Origin of the sequence: Polyangium sp. 15x6 (assembly GCF_029960785.1) — a bacterium.
In the GTDB taxonomy this organism is placed as follows: Bacteria; Myxococcota_A; Polyangia; order Polyangiales; family Polyangiaceae; genus Polyangium.
The window spans coordinates 84545-105301 of the sequence record NZ_JASBQE010000040.1 but is presented as its reverse complement, the minus strand read 5'-3'; the positions used below and the strand labels follow the sequence as shown (position 1 = coordinate 105301).

The following is a 20757-nucleotide window of genomic DNA, read 5'->3' as shown; positions in this document are numbered from 1 at the left end:
GACGCCGCGCCGCGCGCCGGCGTTCTCGACCAGGATGCGCATGAGCGCGTCGAGCAGGCGGTCGAGGACGATCTCGCCCGAGATGGCCTGGGAAGCCTTGAGCACCGAGCCGATGTCGAGCGCGGCGGCCCCCAGGCCCCTCGCGCCGCGGAGGATCTCGCACGGGACGAGGTCGGGGTAGGAGCGCTCGAGGCGCCGCATCGCCTCGGTCGCGCCCCAGCGGCCGTACGCCCTGTGCGCCTTGGTCAGGTAGGCGCCGGCGATGGTTTCCTTGCCGAGCGCGCGGAAGCAGAGGCCCGCGAGCTCATTGCCGAGCGCCTCGTCGTGGAGATAGCCGCCGCGCTGCGCGAGGGCGATCGCCTCGTCGTAGCGATCCCCGGCGGCGCGCGCGTCGCCGCGGGCGCGCTCGAGCTCGGCGAGGAGGAGGGCGCGGCGGTGCCCGAAGTTCTCCGGGCAGAGGTCCGCCCAGCGCGAGAGTTTTTCGGCAAAGACCTCGGCGCGGGCGAGGAAGAGCGCGCGCTCCTCGGGGGCGACGACGTCCGCCGCCTGCGTGAACGCGATGCCCGCGTAGCAATGGAACGCGGGGGTGCCGTGCCAGGCCTGCACGGCAGGGATCTCGATGTTCGGCAAGAGCGCGGCGCGCGCGGCTTCTTCGAACACGCCCTGGAAGACGCAGAGGACCACGATGTAGAAGTGGGCGAAGAAGAACGAGGCCTGGTTGTCGATGCGGCGGGACTCCTCGATCACCTCGTCGATGTCGACCCACTCGCCCTCGAGCGTGGCTGGGTGCGCGGTCTCGACCGAGAGCTTTTGCGCGACCTGTCCGACCGCGCCGACCATCCAGGTGATGGCGTTGAACTGGTCGAGCTTGCGCATCGGCGCGTAGCTCTTCGCCTCGGCGAGGAGGTCGGCGAGCGGGAGGCCGCGCAGGAGGCTGTTCGTGATGGTGTTGACCGTGTTGTAGAACGACCAGATGTACTGGCCGGTCTCGAGCCCGACGTGCATGCCGACGAGCAGCGGCTCCCTGCAGGCGGAATAGCCCTCCTTCCAGTGCTGGACGAAGGCGCCCCACATGTTGCACAGCATCGACTCGGATTTCTTGTCGGGGTGCTGCTCGGCGAGCGCCACGGCAGCGCGCCCGAACCGATAGCCGAGCTCGATGTCGCCCCGCGCGCAGAGGAACATCCCGAAGTTCACGCACCCGTAGATCGCATTCTTCGACAGCCCGTGGCGGAACGTGTTCTCGAGGATCTTCGCGACCGTGATGCCGAAGTTGCGCGTGGCCAGGAAGTAGCAGGGACCGAAGAGCTCCTGGAGCACGTCCTGCATGGCGTGGATCTCCGGGTCCGCGAGCGGCGGCAGGTCTGGCAGCACCGAGAGCGTCTTTTCCTGGACCAGATCCATGGTCGCCCTGATCTGGGCGTCGAGCGTGGCTTCATCGGGGAACGGGGGCAGGTCGATCCCGAACGGGCGCAGGGCCGCAAGCCCCTCCGCGAGCGCGGCGGGCAGGTCGTTCTTGAGCACCTGCACGTTCATCTTGAGCCGCAGCACCTCGGTGCGATCGAGCCGGCTCGCGGCGTGCTCCAGGCAATCGGAGAGGAGCGCGAGGGCGTCGTCATGCCGGCCGCAGAGCGAGAGCATGAGGCCGATCTTCATCGCGTACTCGAGGCGGAGCCGGTACTGCGACGTCCAGGCGTCCTCCGGAAGGCGCGGGAGGCTGAGCTCCAGATAACGCAGGGCGGCGCCGAAGGCGGCCGCGTCCTCGGCGCGGCAGGCGGCCTCGAGGCTCATGCGGGCGAGGCGCAGGCGCTCCGCGGGGTCCGACACCAGGTCGCCTGCGCTGTTCAGGTGGCCGACGACGTCGAAGAGGTTCTGGCTCTCCGAGAGGTCCAGCTTGCCCGCGAGCAGCCGGCCGATCCGGAGGTGGAAGGCGGGCCGGTCGGCCACCGGGATCATGGCGTAGGCGCCCTCCTGGACCTTGTCATGGGCGAAGCGGTAGCCGCCGCGCCCGGCGATCACGAGTCCCTCGCTCACGGCGGGATCGAGGCGGGCGTACGCGTCTTCCGGCGAGCACTCGTTCACCGCGGCGAGCACGTCGAGGTCGAACCGGTTGCCGATCGCCGCGGCGAGGTTGAGCGCCTTCTCCGTCGCCGGCGGCAGGCGCGCGATGGTGCGCACCATGAGGTCGACGACGTTGTCCGTGTACCCGAGCGCGTCGATCGCGGCGAGGTCCCAGCGCCAGCCTGATCCGGCTGCGTACGCGAGGACGCCGTGGTCGTGCAGCGACCGGACGAACTGCTTGACGAAGAACGGGTTGCCGCCGGTCTTCTTCAGCACCGCATCGGCGAGCGGCCCACAGTCGCTGCGCTTGAGGCTATCCGAGAGCATCTCGAGCAGGTGCGGGCGCGCGAGCGGGGCGAGGACGATGTCGCGCACGACGAGCCCGGCTTGCTCGAGCTCCTCGATCGCCAGGACGAACGGGTGCCCGGGCGATACCTCGTTGTCACGGTAAGCGCCGCAGAAAAAGAGCGCCTCGAGCGAGTCGTCGGCGAGGAGCGCGCGGAGCAGCCCGAGGCTCGCGGGGTCGATCCACTGCAGATCGTCGAGGAACAGGACGAGCGGGTGCGCGTGCCGCGCGAACACCGAGACGAAGAGCAAGAAGCACCGGTTCAGGCGGTTTTGCGCCTCGATCGGGCCGAGCGCCGGGACGGGCGGCTGCGGGCCAAGCACGTGCGAGAGCGAGGGGATGACGTCGCAGACGACCTGCGCGTTCGGCCCGAGCGCCTCGAGGATCGCGCTCCGAAAGCGGAGGATGCGCGCCTCGCTCTCGGTGAGGATCTGCCGCACGAGGCCGTCGAACGCCTGGATCACCGCGCTGTAGGGCGCGTCGCGGTTGTACTGGTCGTATTTGCCGCTCGTGAAATAGCCCTTCTGCCGCGCGAGTGGTTTCAAGATCTCGTGCACGAGCGAGGATTTGCCGATGCCCGAGTAGCCGGAGACGAGGACGATCTCACGGCTCCCCTCGAGCGCGCGCTCGAACGCGGCGGTGAGCGCCTCGATGTCATGCTCGCGGCCATAGAGCTTCTGGTGGATCCGGAAGAGGTCCTGACGATCGCGCTGGCCCGCGACGAAGGGCTCGATCGTCCCCGTGCCCCGCAGGGCCTCGCGGCAGCGCTCGAGGTCGGCGAGCAGGCCCTCGGCGCTCTGGTAACGCTCCTCGGCGTTCTTCGCGAGCAGCTTGAGCACGACGTCGGAGACGGCCTCGGGGATCGTCGGATCGACGCAGGACGGCGGCGCGGGCGCGAGGGCGAGGTGCGCGTGAATGAGCTCCATCGGGTCCAGGGCCTCGAAGGGGCGCTGACCCGTGAGCATCTGGTACAGGATGACGCCGAGCGCGTAGAGGTCGGTCCGGTAGTCGACGCCGCGGTTCATGCGCCCGGTCTGCTCGGGGGAGACGTAGGGCAGCACGTCGGCGATGACCGCCGGCGCGTAGAGCCGTTCGTGCGCGTGGGTGACCTCGGCGTCGACGCCGAAGCTATTGATCTTGACCGCGCCGCGCGCGCCGACGAGCACGTTCTGCGGGCGCAGATCGCGGTGGACGAGCCCGGCCGCGTGCACCACGGCGAGACCTTCGGCGAGCGCAGCCGCGAGATCGAGCGCTTCGCCGACCGGCATCCTGCGTGATGGGCGCGCGGCGAGGATCCGCGCGAGATCGCTGCCCGGGAAGTCCTCGAGGGCGACGATCAAGGAGCCGGCGAGCGCCTCGACGCCGCGCAGCGCGACGAGGCGGGGCGAGGCCAGGCGCGCGATGCGCTCGTACTGGTGCTTGAAGCGCGCGACCTCGGCGCCGGTCGCTCTTTCCGCGCGCAGGATTTTCAGCAAGACCGGGACGCCGTCGCCCTCGCGGCACGCGCGGTACAGGGTAAAATCGGCGGCTTCCTCGATCTTCTCGCGGAGCGCGTAGCCTCTCCCGACGATCATCGAAAACCTTGCTCGCTCGCCCCGTCAAGGCGACGCACTACGACCAGTTACGTTTATATCCCAAAGGGGGTGACTTGGCACCGGCGGAGTTTGGCCCACGCAGAGTTCGTGCGACTCTTCAAACCGCCGCGCCGGGGCGCTGCCCCGGGCCCCGCGGGGGCTGTTCGCCCCTCGACCCGAACCAGGGCAAGCCCTGGACCATTTGGGGAAGAACTGCGCGATGCGCAGTTCTTCCCACAGGCCGGTGGCAAGACAATGAGGGTGCATTGCACGCTGGCGGCGGGCACGTTGCCCGTTGAAGCGGTTTTGATGGGCAGGGTCGTCCTTGGTCTTGACCTGGCCTGTTCGATGAACTGCGCGGGAGCGCAGTTCATCGACCCCGGGTCCAGCGCTTGCGCTGGTCCGGGTCCAGGGGCGGATAGCCCCGGTGGGGCCTGGGGCAACGCCCCAGCGCAGCGGCTCCCAGATGAGACCAATGCTCAGTCCCGGGAGAGGGGCGAGGGAGGCGTGCGCCCCCTCGCCTTTCCCCGCGGTGACGGCGGAAAGGGTCGAGCTACGACAGGTCCACGAGATTGCGGATCGTCCCCTCCACGCGCATCGGGGGCTCGAAGTTGCGGTCTTGTCGTACGACACGCACCGCGATGTCGCGCGAAAGCCCCATGACGACGCTCCGCACCTTGGGGTTCATGACCGTCCCTGGCACGAGCGCAAGCCGATAGCGCTGCACGATCAGCGCCAGCAGGATGCGCAGCTCCAGCATCGAGAAGGCGGTGCCGACGCATAGCCGCGGGCCAGCGCCGAAGGGCATGTATTCGTACGGCGACGGCTTGAGGGTGCTCCAGCGCTCCGGCCGGAATCGCCGCGGCTCGGGGAACACGTCCGGCGCGTGGTGTGAGACGAGGGGGCTCAGCGCGACCGTGGTCCCCTCGGGCAGCGTGTGTCGCCCGAGCGCGACATCCCTGGAGGTTTTTCGCAGGAACAGCAGGGGAATCGCAGGGAGCAAGCGCATGCTCTCCTTCACGACCGCGTCGAGGAGCGGCAATTGGTTGAGCTGCTCGACCGTGGGCGCGTCGCCGTGCAAGACCGACGTGAGCTCGTCGAGCAGGTCGGCATGGACGCGCGGGTGCTGCGCCAGCAAGAAAAGCGTCCACGCCAGCGTATTCGCGGTGGTCTCGTGCCCGGCGACGAAGAGGCCGTTGACCTCGGCCACCACCTCCGGCTCGGACAATGCGTTTCCTTCCTCGTCGCGGCTCTGGAGCAGGAGCGAGAGCAGGTCGTTGCTCGCGTTCGTGGGGTTTTCGCGCCGCTCGCGGATGAAGCCCTGGATCTCTTTCTCGAGGAGCTCGCAGGTCCGCAGGAAATGGTGGTAGGGAAGCCCGGGGACATTGAACGGCAGGAGGATGGCGGGGAGGGAGCCCATGCCGTCGAGGAAGTCCATCGCCAGGTGCGCGATGGGCACGGCGTCCTTGGTGAACTCGAGGCCGTAGACGCAGCGCAGGAAGACCGGCAAGGTGATCCGCACCATTTCACCGGTCAGGTTGACCGTTTGCCCGACGCGCCACTCGGAGATGAGCCGCTCGCCGAGGGTCGCCATGATGTCGCGATATCCCTCGACCGTGCTCCTGCTGAAGAGCGGCATCACGAGCCTTCGGCGGCGGCGGTGCGCCTCCCCATTGAGGGCCGGCATCCAGAACGGGAGGCGTGACGCCGCGCTGTTGGGCGGTGTCTTGACCAGGGACGTGCTGTAATTGTGAAAGGTCTCCGTGTCCGTGAGGATCTGGCGGTTGTTCTCGGCGCCGAACGCGCAGACGATCGCCGGGCGCCGCTCCGAAAGCAGGACCGTCGAACCGTGGTCGCGATACAGAGTCAGAAGGCTGCTGATGGGGTCCTGGAAGAACCGCGCCAGATGCAGCTTCGAGCCGAGCAACGGTAGAGGCCAAGGTCGGGGAAGGTTCGTTTGGGAGAGGTCAAGAACGTCGTTCATCATGGTGCGGCGCCACCTTAACCGAAGCCCTCCAATGCGCAAGCGCAATTCATGAATCAGGCGCCGCCGTCAGGCCATTCGTGACGGAAGTCGTAGCGCCCGGGCGAGAGGATGTCGTTCGGATCCAGCGCTCTCTTGAGCGCGTTCATCAGCTTACCATAGCCACCCTGCGACGCCGGCAGAGACTCCATCGATTGGAGGCCCAGCCGGTACGGGTAATACCCTTGCTCGGTGAAGCTCCGGAACAACTCGCGGTAGCAGGCCATGGCCCGCTCATCCTCTCCTTTCGTTTCCCGATCGTAAACGAGCGCGGCGACGATGTTCACGCAGCGCTCGGCCGACAGGATCATCGCAATGTTGGGCTCGAACCGGTGCGCGAGCGCTCCGCGCTTGATCGCCTCCGCCGCGACCGCGAGATCCGCGCCGGTGGCGGGCACGGCCGGGCTGAACCAGATGGCGCCGCAGCGATCGCGATCCGGATCGAGATCGGCGGGCGCGGGGGAACGCTTCCGCCAGTAAGCGCTGCGGATATTGTGCGGCATCGGAATGCCGAGGTGCGGCGTCGCTTCGTAGGCTTCCACGATCTGGCCAAGGTCGAAGCCGGTCAGCCGCGCGACGGGGGCGCGCAGGGCGCGGGCAACGGTCGCCGCCGTCCGATCGAGGAAGGTCAGCTTGTCGACGCGCCCGACGAGCGCCCTGCGAATGGCGTCGCGCTCCGCTTTCACCTGCTCCTTGGTCGACGCGAAGATGGCCCCGCCCCCGAGCCAGATGCCGCCGCCCCACTTGCGCCGCATTCGCTCCAGCAACGCATGAGGCAGCGGGGTCTGCCCGCCGGCCTCCTCCCACGGGTATTGCTGCCGGCCCGAGAGGAGCTTGTAATCGTTCCAGAGGGCGATGCTGGTCCGCGGAATCCCCCGAAGCTTGAGCTCCCGGATTGCGTCGACCACGCCTGCGAGGCGCGACTCGTCGTGAATCCGGAAGAAGAAGACCTCGTAATGCTCGGGCACCGGCGCGAGCCAGAAGGTCATCTGGGTTACGACACCGAGGTTCGATTGGGTGAACAGGCCGTCGAGGTAGGGGCCGACCCCCCAGCGATAGACACGCGCAGTCTTGGCGCCGGCGAAGCGGCCGAAGCCCGTTCGGACGAGCTCGCCCGTGGGCAACACGACCTCGAGATCGCAGATGTTCGCAGCGCGGTCCGAGTTGATCCCGGCTCCGATCCCGCGATCGCAGACGTTGCCGATCAAGCTGGTATGCGGCGCGCTGCCGGTCACGCTCACCATCCGCTTCGAGCCACGTGCCTTCAGGTGCTCGTACACCTGTTGCATCGTGACACCCGGCTCCACCGTGATGTACGCGAGCTCCTCGCTGAAATCGACGATGCGGTTCAGGCGGCCGAGATCGAGGATCATGCTCCCGTCGCGCGCAGGCACGCTGGAGCCGTATCCCCAGTTCTTGCCCGTGCTGATCGGATAGAGGGCGATCTTGTGCTCATTGGCGATCCGGACGCAGGCCTGGACCTCCTCGCGGTTCGCCGGCCGGAGCACCGCGGGGGCGCTCTGGGTCGTGGCGAAGGTCGCCCTCTGCACTGCGGTCAGGGTGGTCTCGTCGGTGCGCACGTGCTCGTCGCCGATGGCACGTCGAAAAGCCGTGAGCGCTGCTTGAATGTCGGGCATGGGCCGTTCCTTCCAGGTCGTTGTGGGTGCCAGTGCTCAGCTCGCCGCGCGATCGCGCCCTTGGCGCACCGCGGCCGAAAGGCGCGTTCGGAGCCGTTCCTCGAGCGCCCCGACATGCCGGCGGAGAAGTGAGTAATGGGTTGCAGGAATCACTTCCATGTCGATGCCTCCCCGGGCCAAATCCCCCCACCCGAGGTCCGGGCTGCCAGCGTCCCACGCATTGGGGTCGCCTGCCCGCAGCAGGGTGATCCGGCCCGAATAAGGCGTCGGCCGATAACGGCAATGCGCCAGCACGTTGGCCTCGAAGACAGCGATCAAGGGATCGAGCTCGGCGGGCTCGACGTCGGGGGGCAAGAGGCCGGCTGCCCGGGCGGACGCGAGCACGACCTGCCGCCGCGCATGGGGCTCCGTGCGTTCGAGCGCCTCTTCGAGCCCGGGCGGCATCGGCTGCTCGGCCTGCTGCGCCAGATCCGAGACCAGCAACGACACGAGCGCGACCTCGTCGATCCCGTCGGGCAGATCGATGGGGGTCGGGGCATGGGTGTCGAAAAGCGCGAGGAGCGCGACCTCCTCGCCCATCGCGACGAGCTGGTTTGCCATTTCGAACGCAATGCAGCCGCCCATCGACCAGCCGCCGAGCAGATAGGGGCCGTGGGGCTGCCGCTCGCGCATGGCCTCGATGTAGAGGGCGGCCATCTGTTCGATCGAGGTGCAGGGCTGCCGCTCGCCCTGGAGGCCCGGTGCAACGATACCATAAAAAGGCCGCTCCGGGCCGAGCAGCCGCGCGAGCTCCACGTAGCAGAGCACATTTCCGCCCACGGGATGCACGCAGAAAAATGCCGGTTCGTCGCCGCTCGCATTCAGCGGGACGAGCAGCGTGCGCTGCGGGGATGGCCCCCCCTGCCGCAAGAGGTGCGCGAGGTGCTCGACCGTGGGGAATTGCAAGAGCTGCGCGATGGGCAGATCGCGGTCGAAGCGTTGGCGAATCCGGTTCAAGAGGCGCACGGCGAGCAGCGAGTGGCCACCCAGGACAAAAAAATCGTCTCGGATCCCGATGGGCCGCACGCCGATGGTCTCCTCCCAGATCTGCACGAGCGCCCCCTCGAGCTCGTCGCGCGGCTGGTCTTTCTTCGGGCGCTCGTCGCTCCTGCCTCGATCCGGCCGGGGTAGCGCCCGGCGGTCGACCTTGCCGCTCGGCGTGCGAGGCACTTCGTCGAGGAGGACGAAGGCGGAGGGGATGAAATGGCGCGGCAGCCGTTCGCTCAGGTAACGGCGCAGCTCGTCAATCGCCTCGGCGTCCCCGGCGCGCTTCGAGCCGAGCTCGACGTATGCGCACAGGCGCGCGTCACCCGGAGCGTCCTCGTGGGCTTGCACCACCGCTTGCTGGACGGCCGGGTGGTCCTGGAGCACCGCCTCTATCTCGCCGAGATCGACGCGCATGCCGCGCAGCTTCACCTGTCCATCGGTTCGTCCGAGGAATTCGAGCGTGCCGTCCGGCAGGTAGCGGGCCCGATCGCCGGTGCGGTACATTCGCGCCGACGGCTCGAAAGCAAAGGGATCGGGCAAGAAACGCTCGACCGTCCATTCGGGCCGGTTCAGGTAGCCACGCGCCACGCCATGGCCGCCGATGTACACCTCTGCCGGCACCCCGATGGGCACGGGCTGTCGGTGGTGATCGAGCACGTAGACGGCGACGTGCGGAAACGGGCGGCCAATGGGCGGCGAGCGACCGTCGCCGAGGTCAGGGTCATCGCAGACCCAAAAGGTTGCCCCGATGCTCGTCTCCGTGGGACCATAAACATTGAGAAAACGTCGGCCCTTGGCCCATTTGCGGACGAGCGCGGCTGGGCAGGCCTCACCGGCGACCGCGAGCACGCGCAGCGCCGGTAGCTCCGTCGGTTCGAGCGTGGCCAGCACCGAGGGCGGGAGCGTGACCACCGAGATCTCGGCTTCAGCGAGCAGCCGCAAGAGCAGAGGGCCAGCCAGCACGGGTTCAGGAGGGCCGAGCCAGAGCGTCGCCCCCGCCGTGAGCGCACGAAAGATCTCGGCTGCCGAGGCGTCGAAGGAGAGCGAGGCATACTGCAACAAACGGCTCTCGGGCCCGACCTCGAATGCACGGGTCTCCGCCTCGACGATGGCGCACAATCCCCGGTGGAGCACGACGACGCCCTTGGGGGTCCCCGTCGAGCCGGAGGTGAAGATGATGTACGCGGGGTGGTCGGCGCACGCAATGGGCGGCGGATTCTCGGCGTGCTCCGGCCGCGCGTCGGCGACGAGGTCCTCGATGCAGTGCACACGCGCCGCCGTCTCGGGGAACGCGCCGCGCGTGGGCCGCTGGGTGAGCAGGAGGGGGGCCCCGCTCTCCCGCAGCATGAGCGCGAGGCGCGCGGATGGATAGGCAGGATCGAGGGGCACATAGGCGCCGCCGGCCTTCAGCACGGCAAGCACCGCAATGATCATCCCCGGCGAGCGTTGCATGCAGATGCCGACCGGGACCTCGGGGCCCACGCCCTCGGCACGCAGGCGGTGCGCGAGGAGGTTGGCACGGCGGTTCAGCTCGGCATAGGAGAGCCGCTCGTCCCCGGTGGCGAGGGCCGGCGCATCGGGGCGCCGCGCGGCCTGCGCCTCGATGAGCTCGTGAATGCAAGCACCGTCCGACGAAGGCTTCACGCGCGGGTTCCACGTTTCGAGGAGCTGCCGGCGCTCCTCGGGCGCGAGCAGGTCGACACGGGAAATCGGTTTGTCCGGGTTGTCCACCATGCGCTCGAGCAGCCGCACGAGATGGTTCGCCATCCGAGCGATGGTGCCGGCCTCGAAGAGATCGGTGCTGTATTCGAGCAGGCCGCGCAGGCCCTCGGGGCGCTCGACCATGTAGAGGGCGAGGTCGAATTTCGAGGCCCCCCGATCGATGTCGATGGCGCTCACGTGCAGGCCCGGCAGATCGAGATCGGACTGCGCGACATTGTGGAGCCCGAACATCACCTGGAAGAGCGGCTGGCGGCTCGGATCGCGTGTCGGCTGGAGCGCCTCGACGAGTTTGTCGAACGGGAACTCCGCGGTCGCGTGCGCCGCGAGCGTGACCTCGCGGACGCGCTCCAAGAGCTCGGCGAACGTGGGCTCTGCCGACAGGTCCGCGCGCAGCACGAGCATGTTGACGAAAAAGCCGACCAGCGGCTCGAGCTCGGTCCGGCCGCGACCCGCGACGGGCGTGCCCACAGCGATGTCGTCCTGGCCCGTGTAGCGGTGGAGCAGTGCGAAAAACCCCGTGAGCAGCGCCATGAACAGGGTGACGCCACGCGCACGGCAAAGCGAGGTGAGCCGCTCCGAGAGCGCCGCCGGCAGCGTGAACACGTGTGTCGCCCCCGCGTGCCCCTGCACGGGCGGGCGCGGGTGGTCGGTGAGCAGTGTGAGTGTCGGGACGTCCGACAGCCGCGCCTGCAAGGCGGCACGCGCTTCGCGGGCGGCCCGGCTGTTCAGCCATTGCCGCTGCCACTGGGCGAAGTCCATGTAGCGCAGGCCGAGCTCGGGCAGGCGCGCGGGCTCGCGCCGGCACGCCGCGGCATAATACGCGCCGAGCTCGCGTGCGAGGATACTGAGCGACCAGCCGTCGCAGGCGATGTGATGGATGACGAGGAGCAGGAGGTGCTCCGCTTCGCCGATACGGAAGAGGCGCGCACGGAAAACCGGGCCGGCTGCGAGCTCGAAGGCGCGCTTCGACTCCGCGACGCAATGGCTCGTCGCAATGGATAGCCGTTCCTCGGCAGGCGCATCCTGGAGATCGGTGATCGGCAACGGCACGGGCGCGGGCGGAGCCACGATCTGATGGAGGCAGCCGTCCTTCATCGAATACGTCGTCCTCAGCACCTCGTGGCGCCCGACGAGCCGACCGAGCGCATCCGCGAGCGCCGGGGCGTCGAGCGCGCCGCAGAGATGCAGGGCGAGCGGCTCGTTGTAAATGGGCGCGCCGGGGTGCAGCCGCTCCAGAAACCACAGCCGCTCCTGCGCGAAGGATGCCAGTCCCTGCGCGCCCTCGGTCACGGGTCGGAGCCGCGCCGCCGCCTCCTCCTCGGGAAATTGCCCCTGCAGCCAGCAATCGAGCAGCGCTCGCTGGTCCGGCGTGAGCTCGGCGCGCCTGTCGGTGCTATCCGTGGTCACGTCGCGAAAACCTCGCCGTTCTCGGGGGTGATGACGCGGATATAGGGGGGCGGCTCCTGGACCCGCTCGAGATCGTTCTCGAGGCAATATCGGGGGCCGTTCCGCTCGAACTCGCGGAAGCCAGCGAAGCGATACGTCACGAACATCATCCGATTTCGATCGGTTTCGACGAACTCGGAGCGGAGCTTCACGCCGGCGCGCTTGGCTTCGGCCATGATGTAATGTAAGAGGATCGATCCGCAGCCCCGTGACATGACCCGGCACGACATGAGCAGGAGCTGGATGATCCAGACGCCGGGCTCGCGCTGGATGAGCGCGAGCCCAATCTTGCCGTAATCGCCATGTCCATCGGTCAGGCTCGCGATCAAGAGCTCGTGCCGATCGGAGTCCATGAGCTCGCGGAGCTGGTCGTACGAATAGGTGACGCCGGTCGTGTTGAGCTGGTTCGTCCGGAGCGTCAGCTCCTCGGCGCGGCGCAGATCCTCCTCGCGGGCGCGGGCGATGGTGAAGACCATGCCAAGCGTGGCGAGGAACTCCTCCTTCGGGCCTGTGAAGCTCTCCTCGGCTTGCTGGCGCTTCATGTCGCTCAGGTACATGAGGCGCCGTCGTGCCGAATCCTCCGTGATGAAGCGCGGGTTCATGGCGGCCATGTCGAGCAGGCCGTCGATATCGGCCGCGTCGATGCAGCGCACGGAAGGCAAGGAGAAGGAGACCTCGCCGCGCTCGTACGGGTCGTCATCGATGAAGCCGATGGTGTCGATCCCGATGTTGAGCGCCTTGGCAATCGACTCGATGGATTGGACCTTGGAGCCCCAGCCGATCTGCGGGTGGAGGAAATACGGCTCGAGCCCGAGCTGCTCGAGCTTGCGCAGCGCCACCTCCGGCGCGTTCTTGCTGGCGACGGACTGCAAGATGCCGCGGCGGTCCAGCGTCTCGATGATGTCCTTGACGTTCGGCCGGAGCGTGACGTTCTCGTCCTCGAGCAGCACCCCACGCCACAGGGTGTTGTCGAGATCCCATACCACGCACTTGATCGTCTTCGTCTTTTCGTCATCCATGACGGTCATGCCTCGTTCGATTGATATGCATGATCAGCGAGCGTGATCTGGTGGATCTGGTTGCTCCCCTCGATGATCTCCATGATCTTGGCGTCGCGCAGCAATCGCGCGACGGGGTAATCGCCGCTGCAGCCGTTGGCGCCGTGGATCTGCACCGCGTCGCTGGCCGCGCGCGTAGCCGCCTGCGAGGCGAAGTATTTCGCCATGGATGTCTCCATGAGCGCCCGCGGGTCGCGGCGATCCTTGAGGCGACCGGCGTTCCAACAGAGCAGCGCCGCCGCCCTGGTCTGGACCAGCATGTCGGAGATCATTCGGCGGATGAGCTGGTGATCCCGGAGCGGCGCGCCGAACTGGTGGCGCTCGTCGGCATAACGGAGCGAGGCAGAGAGACACGCCTCCGCGATGCCGACCGAGCCCCAGGCGACGCTGTAACGACCCCAATCGAGCGCCGATTGCGCGACGTGCGAGACGCCGAAGCCCGGCCTCGCGAGGAGGTTGTCCTTCGGCACTTCGCAGCCCGAGAAGTGGATCTCGGCAAGCATGGAAGCGCGGGTGCCGAGCATCCCCCGGATGGGCCGACGCGTGAGGCCGGCGCGGTCGGCCTCGACGAGCAGGGCCAGGGGCGCGCCATTCGATTGGGCAAAAACCATGAAGAGGTCGGCGATCTCTCCGAAGGTCACCCAGCGTTTGTGCCCGTCGAGCACATAGACGTCGCCCCGCTCGACGGCGGTCGTCTCGATGCTTCTGGCGTCGCTGCCCACGGCGGGCTCGCTCAGGCAAAACGCGCCGAGCGTCGCGCCCGAGGCGAGCCGCGGCAGCAAGCGCTCCCGCTGCGCGCGGCTGCCCCAGCGGCCGACCGCGTGGACGACCATCGAGTGGACCGTGAGCAGGCTGCGGAGCGACGAGCAGCCGCGCCCGAGTTCGTCGTTGAGCACGCCAAAGGTGAGCGCGTCGTCGCCCCGCCCCCCGGATTCCCGTGGCGCGAGCGAGCCAAGGTAGCCCCGGGCCGCGAGCGCCTCGATCACCGCGCGCGGCATGGTCTCGTCGCGGTCCCACGCGTCGGCGTGCAATCGTACGTGCTCGTTCACGAATGCGCGAACCTCCTCCCGGAATCGCGCTTGCTGCTCGGTCCACTCCATCGTCGACTCCATCGCGCCGTTCAAGCGTCCTGCGTGCTCGAAGCCGCGCCCTTTTTGCGCGCGACGAGCGCAGCGATCGCGTCCACCGTCCTGAAATTGTCGACGTCGAGGTCCTCGTTTTCGACCCTGAGGTCGAACTGGCTCTCGACGAACGTCACGAGCTGCATCGCGAAGAGCGAGTTCACCAGGCCGAGGGCGAAGATGTCGTCTCCGTCCGCGAGGCTCTGGCCACGGCAACTGCGTAGAATGAAGGACCGTACGAGTTCTTTGGGCTCCGACATCTTTCCATTCCTCGGGCTGGGCGGCGCCGCGTTGGCATCGCGGATTTCAGGCATAATGATAGAAGCCCCGTCCGCTCTTCCGGCCGTGAAGGCCGGCATCCACCATCTTGCGGAGCAGAGGACAGGGCCTGTATTTGCTGTCGTTGAAGCTCTCGTACAGGACCTCCAGGGACAGGAGGATCGTGTCGAGCCCGATGAGATCCCCGGTCTCGAGCGGGCCCATCGGGTGACCGAAACAGCCCTTGAAGATCCGGTCGACGTCCTCCGCCGAGGCGACCCGGTCCTGGACCAGGAAGATCGCCTCGTTGATCGTCAGCATGAGGACCCGGTTCGACACGAAGCCGGGCGAATCCTCGACGACGACGAGCTCCTTGCCCATCGCCCCGAGCACCGCCCGCGTCGTCTCGATGGTCTCGTTCGAGGTGTGAAAGCCGCGAATCACCTCGACCATGCGCTTCATCGGCACCGGGTTCATGAAATGAATGCCGACCACCTTGTCGGGGCGGCGGGTCACGGACCCGAATCGCGTGATCGAGATCGCCGAGGTGTTCGCCGCGAGCACGGTCTCGGCGGGGCAGATGCGATCGAGCTGCTCCCAGACCGGCTTTTTGATTTCCCAGCTCTCGGTCACGTTCTCGATGACGAACTGCGCCTCGGCGAGCTTCGCGAAATCACTCGTCCGGGTCACGCGCTCGAGGATTTGCTCGGGGCTCTCGGCGAGCTTCACCTTCTTGAGGAGGAGCTGCGAGCGGATCCCCTGGCGGATCTCGTCGCCCACGCGCCGCAGCCGCTCCTCGGAACTATCGACCAGGATGACGCGATGCCCCGTCTGGGCGAGGTTCTGCGCGACCCCGACGCCCATCACGCCCGCTCCGACCACGCCCACGATCTCGATGCTCACGAATGGCCCTCCTTGCTCGCCGCGGCGCCTCGGCCCGGGCGCACGGCATAAACGTTGTAAATCGGGGAGCCCTCGTACAGATCGTCCTGCTCGGCGATCACCGAGAAGCCGTGCCCCTCCAGCATCGATCGCGCCCGCGCGAGCCCTCCGTCGATGTCGTGGACCTCGATCGCCATCTGCTGGATTCGAGGCCAATCGGCCTCGTCGATGCCGGCGAGGACCTCGAGCTCGCACTTCTGGACGTCGATCTTCACGAGGTCGATGCGCTCGAGCGCGTGCTCGCGGATGGCCTCGGAGAGGCTCCCCAGCCGGCAGGTGAAGGTCTGGCTGCGGAACCGCTCCTGCACGAGATCGTCGAGGTGATCCATCACCTCGCCCATCCCCGCGACGCCGCCCCGGACCTGATTGGCGAGAATGGCCCGGAAGACCTGCTGCTCCTCCTCGAGATCGGCGTGGAACGACGACATGCCCGAGGAGTTCGGGTAGAACGTGAGCTCCGCCGTCTTCGGGCGATCCGACACGCCCTGGTTCAGCAGCGTGGCGCGGACGCCGTGCCGCTCGACGTTTTCGCGCAGGATCTCGAAGACCGGCGGCGCCGGCTCGAACGAGTACACACGCGCGCTCGGGCAAACCTTGCCGACGAAGAGCGTGAACATGCCGATGTTCGCACCGACGTCGAGGACGACGGCGCCCTCGTCGAGGCGAATGCCGTTCTTGTAATAGACGTGCTTGACGAAGATGTCGTCGTAGAAATGGTCGGTCTCGGCCTTGCTCTGGTGCCGGATCTCCATTCCGTTCGGCAGCGTGTAGCGCTTGACGAGCGCCGCCTCCCGCGCGGGCTTCGCCTCGCTCTGCGCGGACAGGCGTCGCTCGACCTCCTCGGGCGCGAGCGCTTGTACGCGCGCGACGAGGTGCTCCTCGATGACCCTGCCGAGCTCGGCGATGGTCGGCGCCTCGAAGACGCGGCGCAGCGGGAAATCGACCCGGAATGCCTCGCGCAGCCGGCCCACGAGCTGGGTCGCGACGAGCGAGTGGCCGCCGAGCTCGGAGAAATCGTCGTGCACACCCACGGGCTCGACATTGAGCAGGCTCTGCCAGATCTCGACGAGCCGCCGCTCGAGATCGCTCCGCGGGGCGACATAGGTATTGCCGAGCGCGGGGCGCTGCCGACCGGTGCGGAACTTCTGGCCGAAGGTTTGCAGGTTGGCCTCGGCCGTCATGCGGTCGAGCTCTTCCATGCGCGGCGCGAGCTCTCGCGTCGATACGAGCACCTGCGGCCATCGGCTCTCCATGGCGCGCCGGAAGACCTCGACGCCTTCCTCGGTGCGCATGGCGAGCTTGTAATGCTCCCGCCGCCATTCGACGAAATCGCGCGGGCCGCCGATCTTGAACGCAGCCCCCACGTCCTTCCAGTCGTCCCAGTTGATGGAGAGCGCGGGGAAACCAGCTGCGGCGCGCTCCTGGGCAAACGCGTCGAGGAACGCGTTCGCTGCGACGTAATCGACCTGGCCAGGGCCGCCGACGACGCCGGTGAGCGAGGAGCAGACGACGAAGAAATCGGGCGGCGCGTCGCGCAGGAGCTGCTCGAGCAGGAGCGCGCCGCGCACCTTGGGGGCGAGGACGCGCGCCATCTCTTCGCGGGTCTTGAGCTGGATCAGGTTGCCGCCGAACTCGCCGGCGGCGTGAATGACGCCGTGGACCTTTCCGAACCTGGCGCGCGCCTGCTCGATGGCACGGGTGAGATCCGTCGCGTCGGAGACGTCCGCGGACAACGCGAGGACTTCGGCCCCGAGCGCCTCGAGGGCGCGGATCTGCCGCAGCTTGTGGCTCGTGGGGTCGGTGGCCTCGTGGGAAGCGAACCACGCGTCCCAGTCCTCGCGCGCGGGCAGCGGCGCGCGCCCGACGAGCACGAGCTTCACCCGAGCCTCACGCGCCATGTACTCCGCGAGCGCCAGCCCGACGCCGCCGAGGCCGCCGGTGATGAGATACACTCCTCCCGGGCGCAGCCTCGTGCTGACGCCCCGGGCCGCTTGGAGCGCGGCGGGCTCGAAGGTCTGCTCCCAGCGGTGCGCGCCTCGATAGGCCACGGCCGGGCTCGTCACGCCCGCGCGCAGCTCGGCGACGATCCGCTCGGCGAGCGAGGGCACCCGGTCAGGCCGCGCCGACGACGGCTCGACGTCGACGCTGCTGCACGACAGGGAGCGGTACTCCTGCGGGATGACCTTGCAGGGCCCGAGGACGAGCGCCCTCGCCGGATGGAGCTCTTCGTCGCCCGTGACCGCTTGCAGGCCGGTCGAGAAGACGACGAGCCGCATGGGCTCCTGGGTCGCGACTTCGTCGATGGCCTGCACCGCGAAGACGAGGCTGTAGAACCCGAAATCGAGGGCGCGATCGACCTCGGAGGCGGTGGGGTCGAGCGCCTCCGGGGCGATCATCCAGGTGTGGACGAGCGCCGACGGCATCACGCCCCGCGCCCAGAGGTCGCCGAAGAGGCTGCGGTAGTCCTCGGGCCGACGCGGGTCGATGGTGTAGCCGCCCGCCGGATCCCGGGTGAACGCGAGCCCGGGCGCGACCGTGATGACCTCGGCGCCCCGCTCGCGCAGATTCGCCGAGAGCGCCGCGGCCTGGCCTGCGTCGGCGAAGAGCAGCACCCGCCCGAGCTCGCCCTGGAGCGTGGCGGGCAGGTTGGCGCGCTTGAACGAGGGCGTGTAAAACCACTGGTCGAGCGGGCGCCTGCCCGAAGGGTTCGTGCCTCGGCCGCGCGCGGCGGCCATCGCCTGCGGGCGCGCGAACCAGTGAGGCCGGCGGTCGAATGGATAGGTCGGCAAGGGGACGCGGCGGCGCGACTCGCCCGCGTAGTACGCCCGCCCATCGATCGGCACGCCGATCTGCCAGAGCCTGCCCAGGGTCTTCTGCAGGAAGGCGACGTCGGGCTGGCGATCGTAGGAGCTGCGCAGCGTCGGCAAGGTGATGGTGCCGCCGGCCGCGTCCTGCGGCTGCTGCATGGCGAAGCTGCACAGGGTTTGCCCGGGGCCGACCTCGAGCAGCACGCGGCGATCGCGCTTCACGATCTGCGCGATCCCCTCGGAGAAGCGCACCTCCTGGCACAGGTGCGCGGCCCAGTAGTCGGGCGACGTGGCCTGCTCGGGCGTGATCCAGGTGCCGGTGACATTCGACAGGTACGGGATCTTCGGCGGGGAGAGCTCGAAGCGGCGGACCAGATCGAGCAGCGGCGCGGCCGCGGGGGTCATCATCTTCGAGTGGAAGGCGTGCGTCGTGCGCAGCCGCCGGTAAGGCACGCCCTTGGCCGTCAAGGCTCGCTCGAACGCCTGGATGGCGCCTTCCGGGCCCGCCACGACGCCAAGCGAGGGCGTGTTGCTGCCCGACAGCGAAAGCTCCTCGCCGAGCAGGGGCAGGATCTCCTCGCGGGGCAGCGGCACGCCGAGCATGGCGCCCGCCGGCAGCTCCTGGATGACCAGGGCCCGCCGCGCGACGAGCGCCGCCGCGTCCGCGAGCGACAGCACGGAAGCGAGGCAAGCGGCCACGTACTCGCCGATGCTGTAGCCGATCATCTCCTTCGGCTGGATGCCCCAGGCCATGAGGAGCCGGGCGAGTGCGTACTCGATCGCGAAGATCGCCGGCTGCGCGCACACGGTACGGTTGAGGGCGGCGGAGGCCGCGTCCTCCTCGGGCGCGCCGCCACTGCCGAGCACCATGCGCCGCAGATCGAGCCCGACCGAGGGAGAGCGGCTCGGGGCGCGCTCGCCCTCGGGGTAGAGCTGGCTGCGGATGTCCATCCGCAAATGCGTCGCGAGCAGGGCCGCGCATGCGTCGAGGTGCTCGCGGAAGACGGGCTCGGTGCGGTAGAGCTCGAGCCCCATCCCGACGTACTGCTCACCGAGACCGGGGAACATGAACACGACGGGGCGCTCGCCGCCATGCGCGAGGGCGGTGAACAGGCGCTTGGGATCACGCGTCTTCAAGGCGGCGATCGCGTCTTCGGGGTCGCGGCAAACCAGCGTGCGCCGGTGCGGCAACGCGGCGCGGCCGAGCGTAGAGGTGTAGGCGACGTCCGCGAGAGCCTGCTCCGGGTGCCGCTCGAGGTGCTCGACGAGCTGATCGGTGAGCTGCTCGAGCGCCTGGGGCGTGCGCGCCGATAGCGTGAGGAGCTGGTGGGCGCGGGAAGGAGCGGGCGCGGCCTGCGCGGGCGCCTGTTGCAGCACGATGTGCGCGTTGGTGCCGCTGAAGCCGAACGAGCTCACGCCCGCGATGCGCGGCCCGTCCGAAGGCGCCGTCCACTTCGTGAGCGCGGTCGGCACGGTGACGGGCAGCTCGTCCCAGAGCACGTGCTGGTTGAGCCGCTCGACGTGGAGCTGGGCCGGAATCTCGCCGTGTTGGAGGCAGAGCACGGCCTTGATCAGGCTGGCGACGCCGGCGGCCGTCTCCAGGTGGCCGATGTTCGCCTTCACCGAGCCGAGGAGGAACGGCTGCTCTTTGGGGCGCTCCTTGCCGAGCACGGTGCCGAGGGCCTGCACCTCGATCGGGTCGCCGAGCGCCGTGCCCGTGCCGTGCGCCTCGACGTAGCCGACGCGCGCCGGGGCCACGCCGGCGCTCGCCAGGGCCTTCTCGACGACCTCCTGCTGGGCGAGGCCGTTCGGCGCCGTGAGGCTGCTGCTCTTGCCATCCTGGTTGACGGCGGAGCCGAGGATCAGCGCGAGGACGTTGTCGCCTGCGGCGAGCGCGTCCGAGAGGCGCTTGAGGACGATGACGCCGCAGCCCTCGCCGCGAACGAAGCCGTCGGCGCCCTCGGCGAAGGCCTTGCAGCGGCCGTCGGGGGCCATGGCCATGAGCTTGGAGGAGATGAGCGTCGAGACCGGCGAGAGGATGAGGTTGACGCCGCCAGCGAGCGCCATCGAGCACTCCTTCTGCCGCAAGCTCTGGCAGGCGAGGTGCACGGCCACGAGCGAGGACGAGCAGGCCGTGTCCACGGCGACGCTCGGCCCTTTGAGGTCGAGCAGGTACGAAAGGCGCCCCGGGCCCATGCTCGAGGGGCAGCCGGTCGAGATGAAGGCGTCGTCGATGCTGGTCGGGTCTGCGACGTCGACCTGCATCAGCATGTACTCGCTGTCGCCCATGCCGATGAACACGCCGGTCTCGCTGCCCGCGATCTGCGTGGGGCTCTGGCCGCCGTGCTCGAGCGCCTCCCAGGCGACCTCGAGGAGCAAGCGCTGCAGCGGATCCATGCGGCGCGCCTCCACGGGCAAGATGCCGAAGAATTCGGCGTCGAACTCGTCGGCGCGGCCGATGAAGCCGCCGTGGCGGACGTAGGTGCGGCCAGGAACGCTCGGGTCTGGATCGAAGTACGCGTCGTTGTCCCAGCGATCCGGCGGGACCTCGGTGATGGCGTTGCGGCCTTCACGCAGCAATTCCCAGAACGCGTCGGGGCCATGCACGCCGCCAGGGAAGCGGCAGCCGATCCCGACGATGGCGATGGGCTCCGGCGCCGAGGCGAGCAGCCCCGCGAGCAGGGCGCGTTTCTCCGGAGAAAGATTCTGGACGAGCTTGAGCAGCGGTTCGTTCAT

The 20757-nt window shown here is 68.6% G+C and carries 9 protein-coding genes; all 9 read right to left on the bottom strand.

Features of this window, described 5'->3' with window-relative positions; all coding sequences use genetic code 11:
• The coding region (locus QHF83_RS27310) for a serine/threonine-protein kinase PknK (RefSeq protein WP_282420889.1) at positions 1–3981 on the bottom strand (3981 nt) is incomplete at its 3' end.
• Positions 3982–4534: 553 nt separating this feature from the next.
• Positions 4535–5965, bottom strand: a complete 1431-nt coding sequence (locus QHF83_RS27305; RefSeq protein ID WP_282420888.1) for a cytochrome P450 — start codon at positions 5963–5965, stop codon at positions 4535–4537.
• Positions 5966–6021: 56 nt separating this feature from the next.
• Complete coding sequence (locus tag QHF83_RS27300) at positions 6022–7641, bottom strand: FAD-binding oxidoreductase (RefSeq protein WP_282420887.1); 1620 nt, start codon at positions 7639–7641, stop codon at positions 6022–6024.
• 36 nt (positions 7642–7677) lie between these two features.
• Positions 7678–11796 carry a non-ribosomal peptide synthetase gene (locus QHF83_RS27295; protein WP_282420886.1) on the bottom strand — a complete coding sequence of 1373 codons (4119 nt, stop codon included), beginning with the start codon at positions 11794–11796 and terminating at the stop codon, positions 7678–7680.
• Positions 11793–12854, bottom strand: coding sequence for an HAD-IIIC family phosphatase (locus QHF83_RS27290; protein ID WP_282420885.1), 1062 nt, complete (start codon positions 12852–12854; stop codon positions 11793–11795). The genes QHF83_RS27295 and QHF83_RS27290 overlap by 4 nt, the downstream gene beginning before the upstream one ends.
• Positions 12855–12859: 5 nt before the next feature.
• Positions 12860–14017, bottom strand: a complete 1158-nt coding sequence (locus QHF83_RS27285) for an acyl-CoA dehydrogenase family protein (protein ID WP_282420884.1) — start codon at positions 14015–14017, stop codon at positions 12860–12862.
• Positions 14014–14274: a phosphopantetheine-binding protein gene (locus QHF83_RS27280; RefSeq protein ID WP_282420883.1), complete on the bottom strand. Its 261-nt coding sequence runs from the start codon at positions 14272–14274 to the stop codon at positions 14014–14016. The genes QHF83_RS27285 and QHF83_RS27280 overlap by 4 nt, the downstream gene beginning before the upstream one ends.
• A 46-nt stretch (positions 14275–14320) precedes the next feature.
• Positions 14321–15175 carry a 3-hydroxyacyl-CoA dehydrogenase NAD-binding domain-containing protein gene (locus tag QHF83_RS27275; RefSeq protein WP_282420882.1) on the bottom strand — a complete coding sequence of 285 codons (855 nt, stop codon included), beginning with the start codon at positions 15173–15175 and terminating at the stop codon, positions 14321–14323.
• Complete coding sequence (locus tag QHF83_RS27270) at positions 15172–20757, bottom strand: type I polyketide synthase (RefSeq protein WP_282420881.1); 5586 nt, start codon at positions 20755–20757, stop codon at positions 15172–15174. The genes QHF83_RS27275 and QHF83_RS27270 overlap by 4 nt, the downstream gene beginning before the upstream one ends.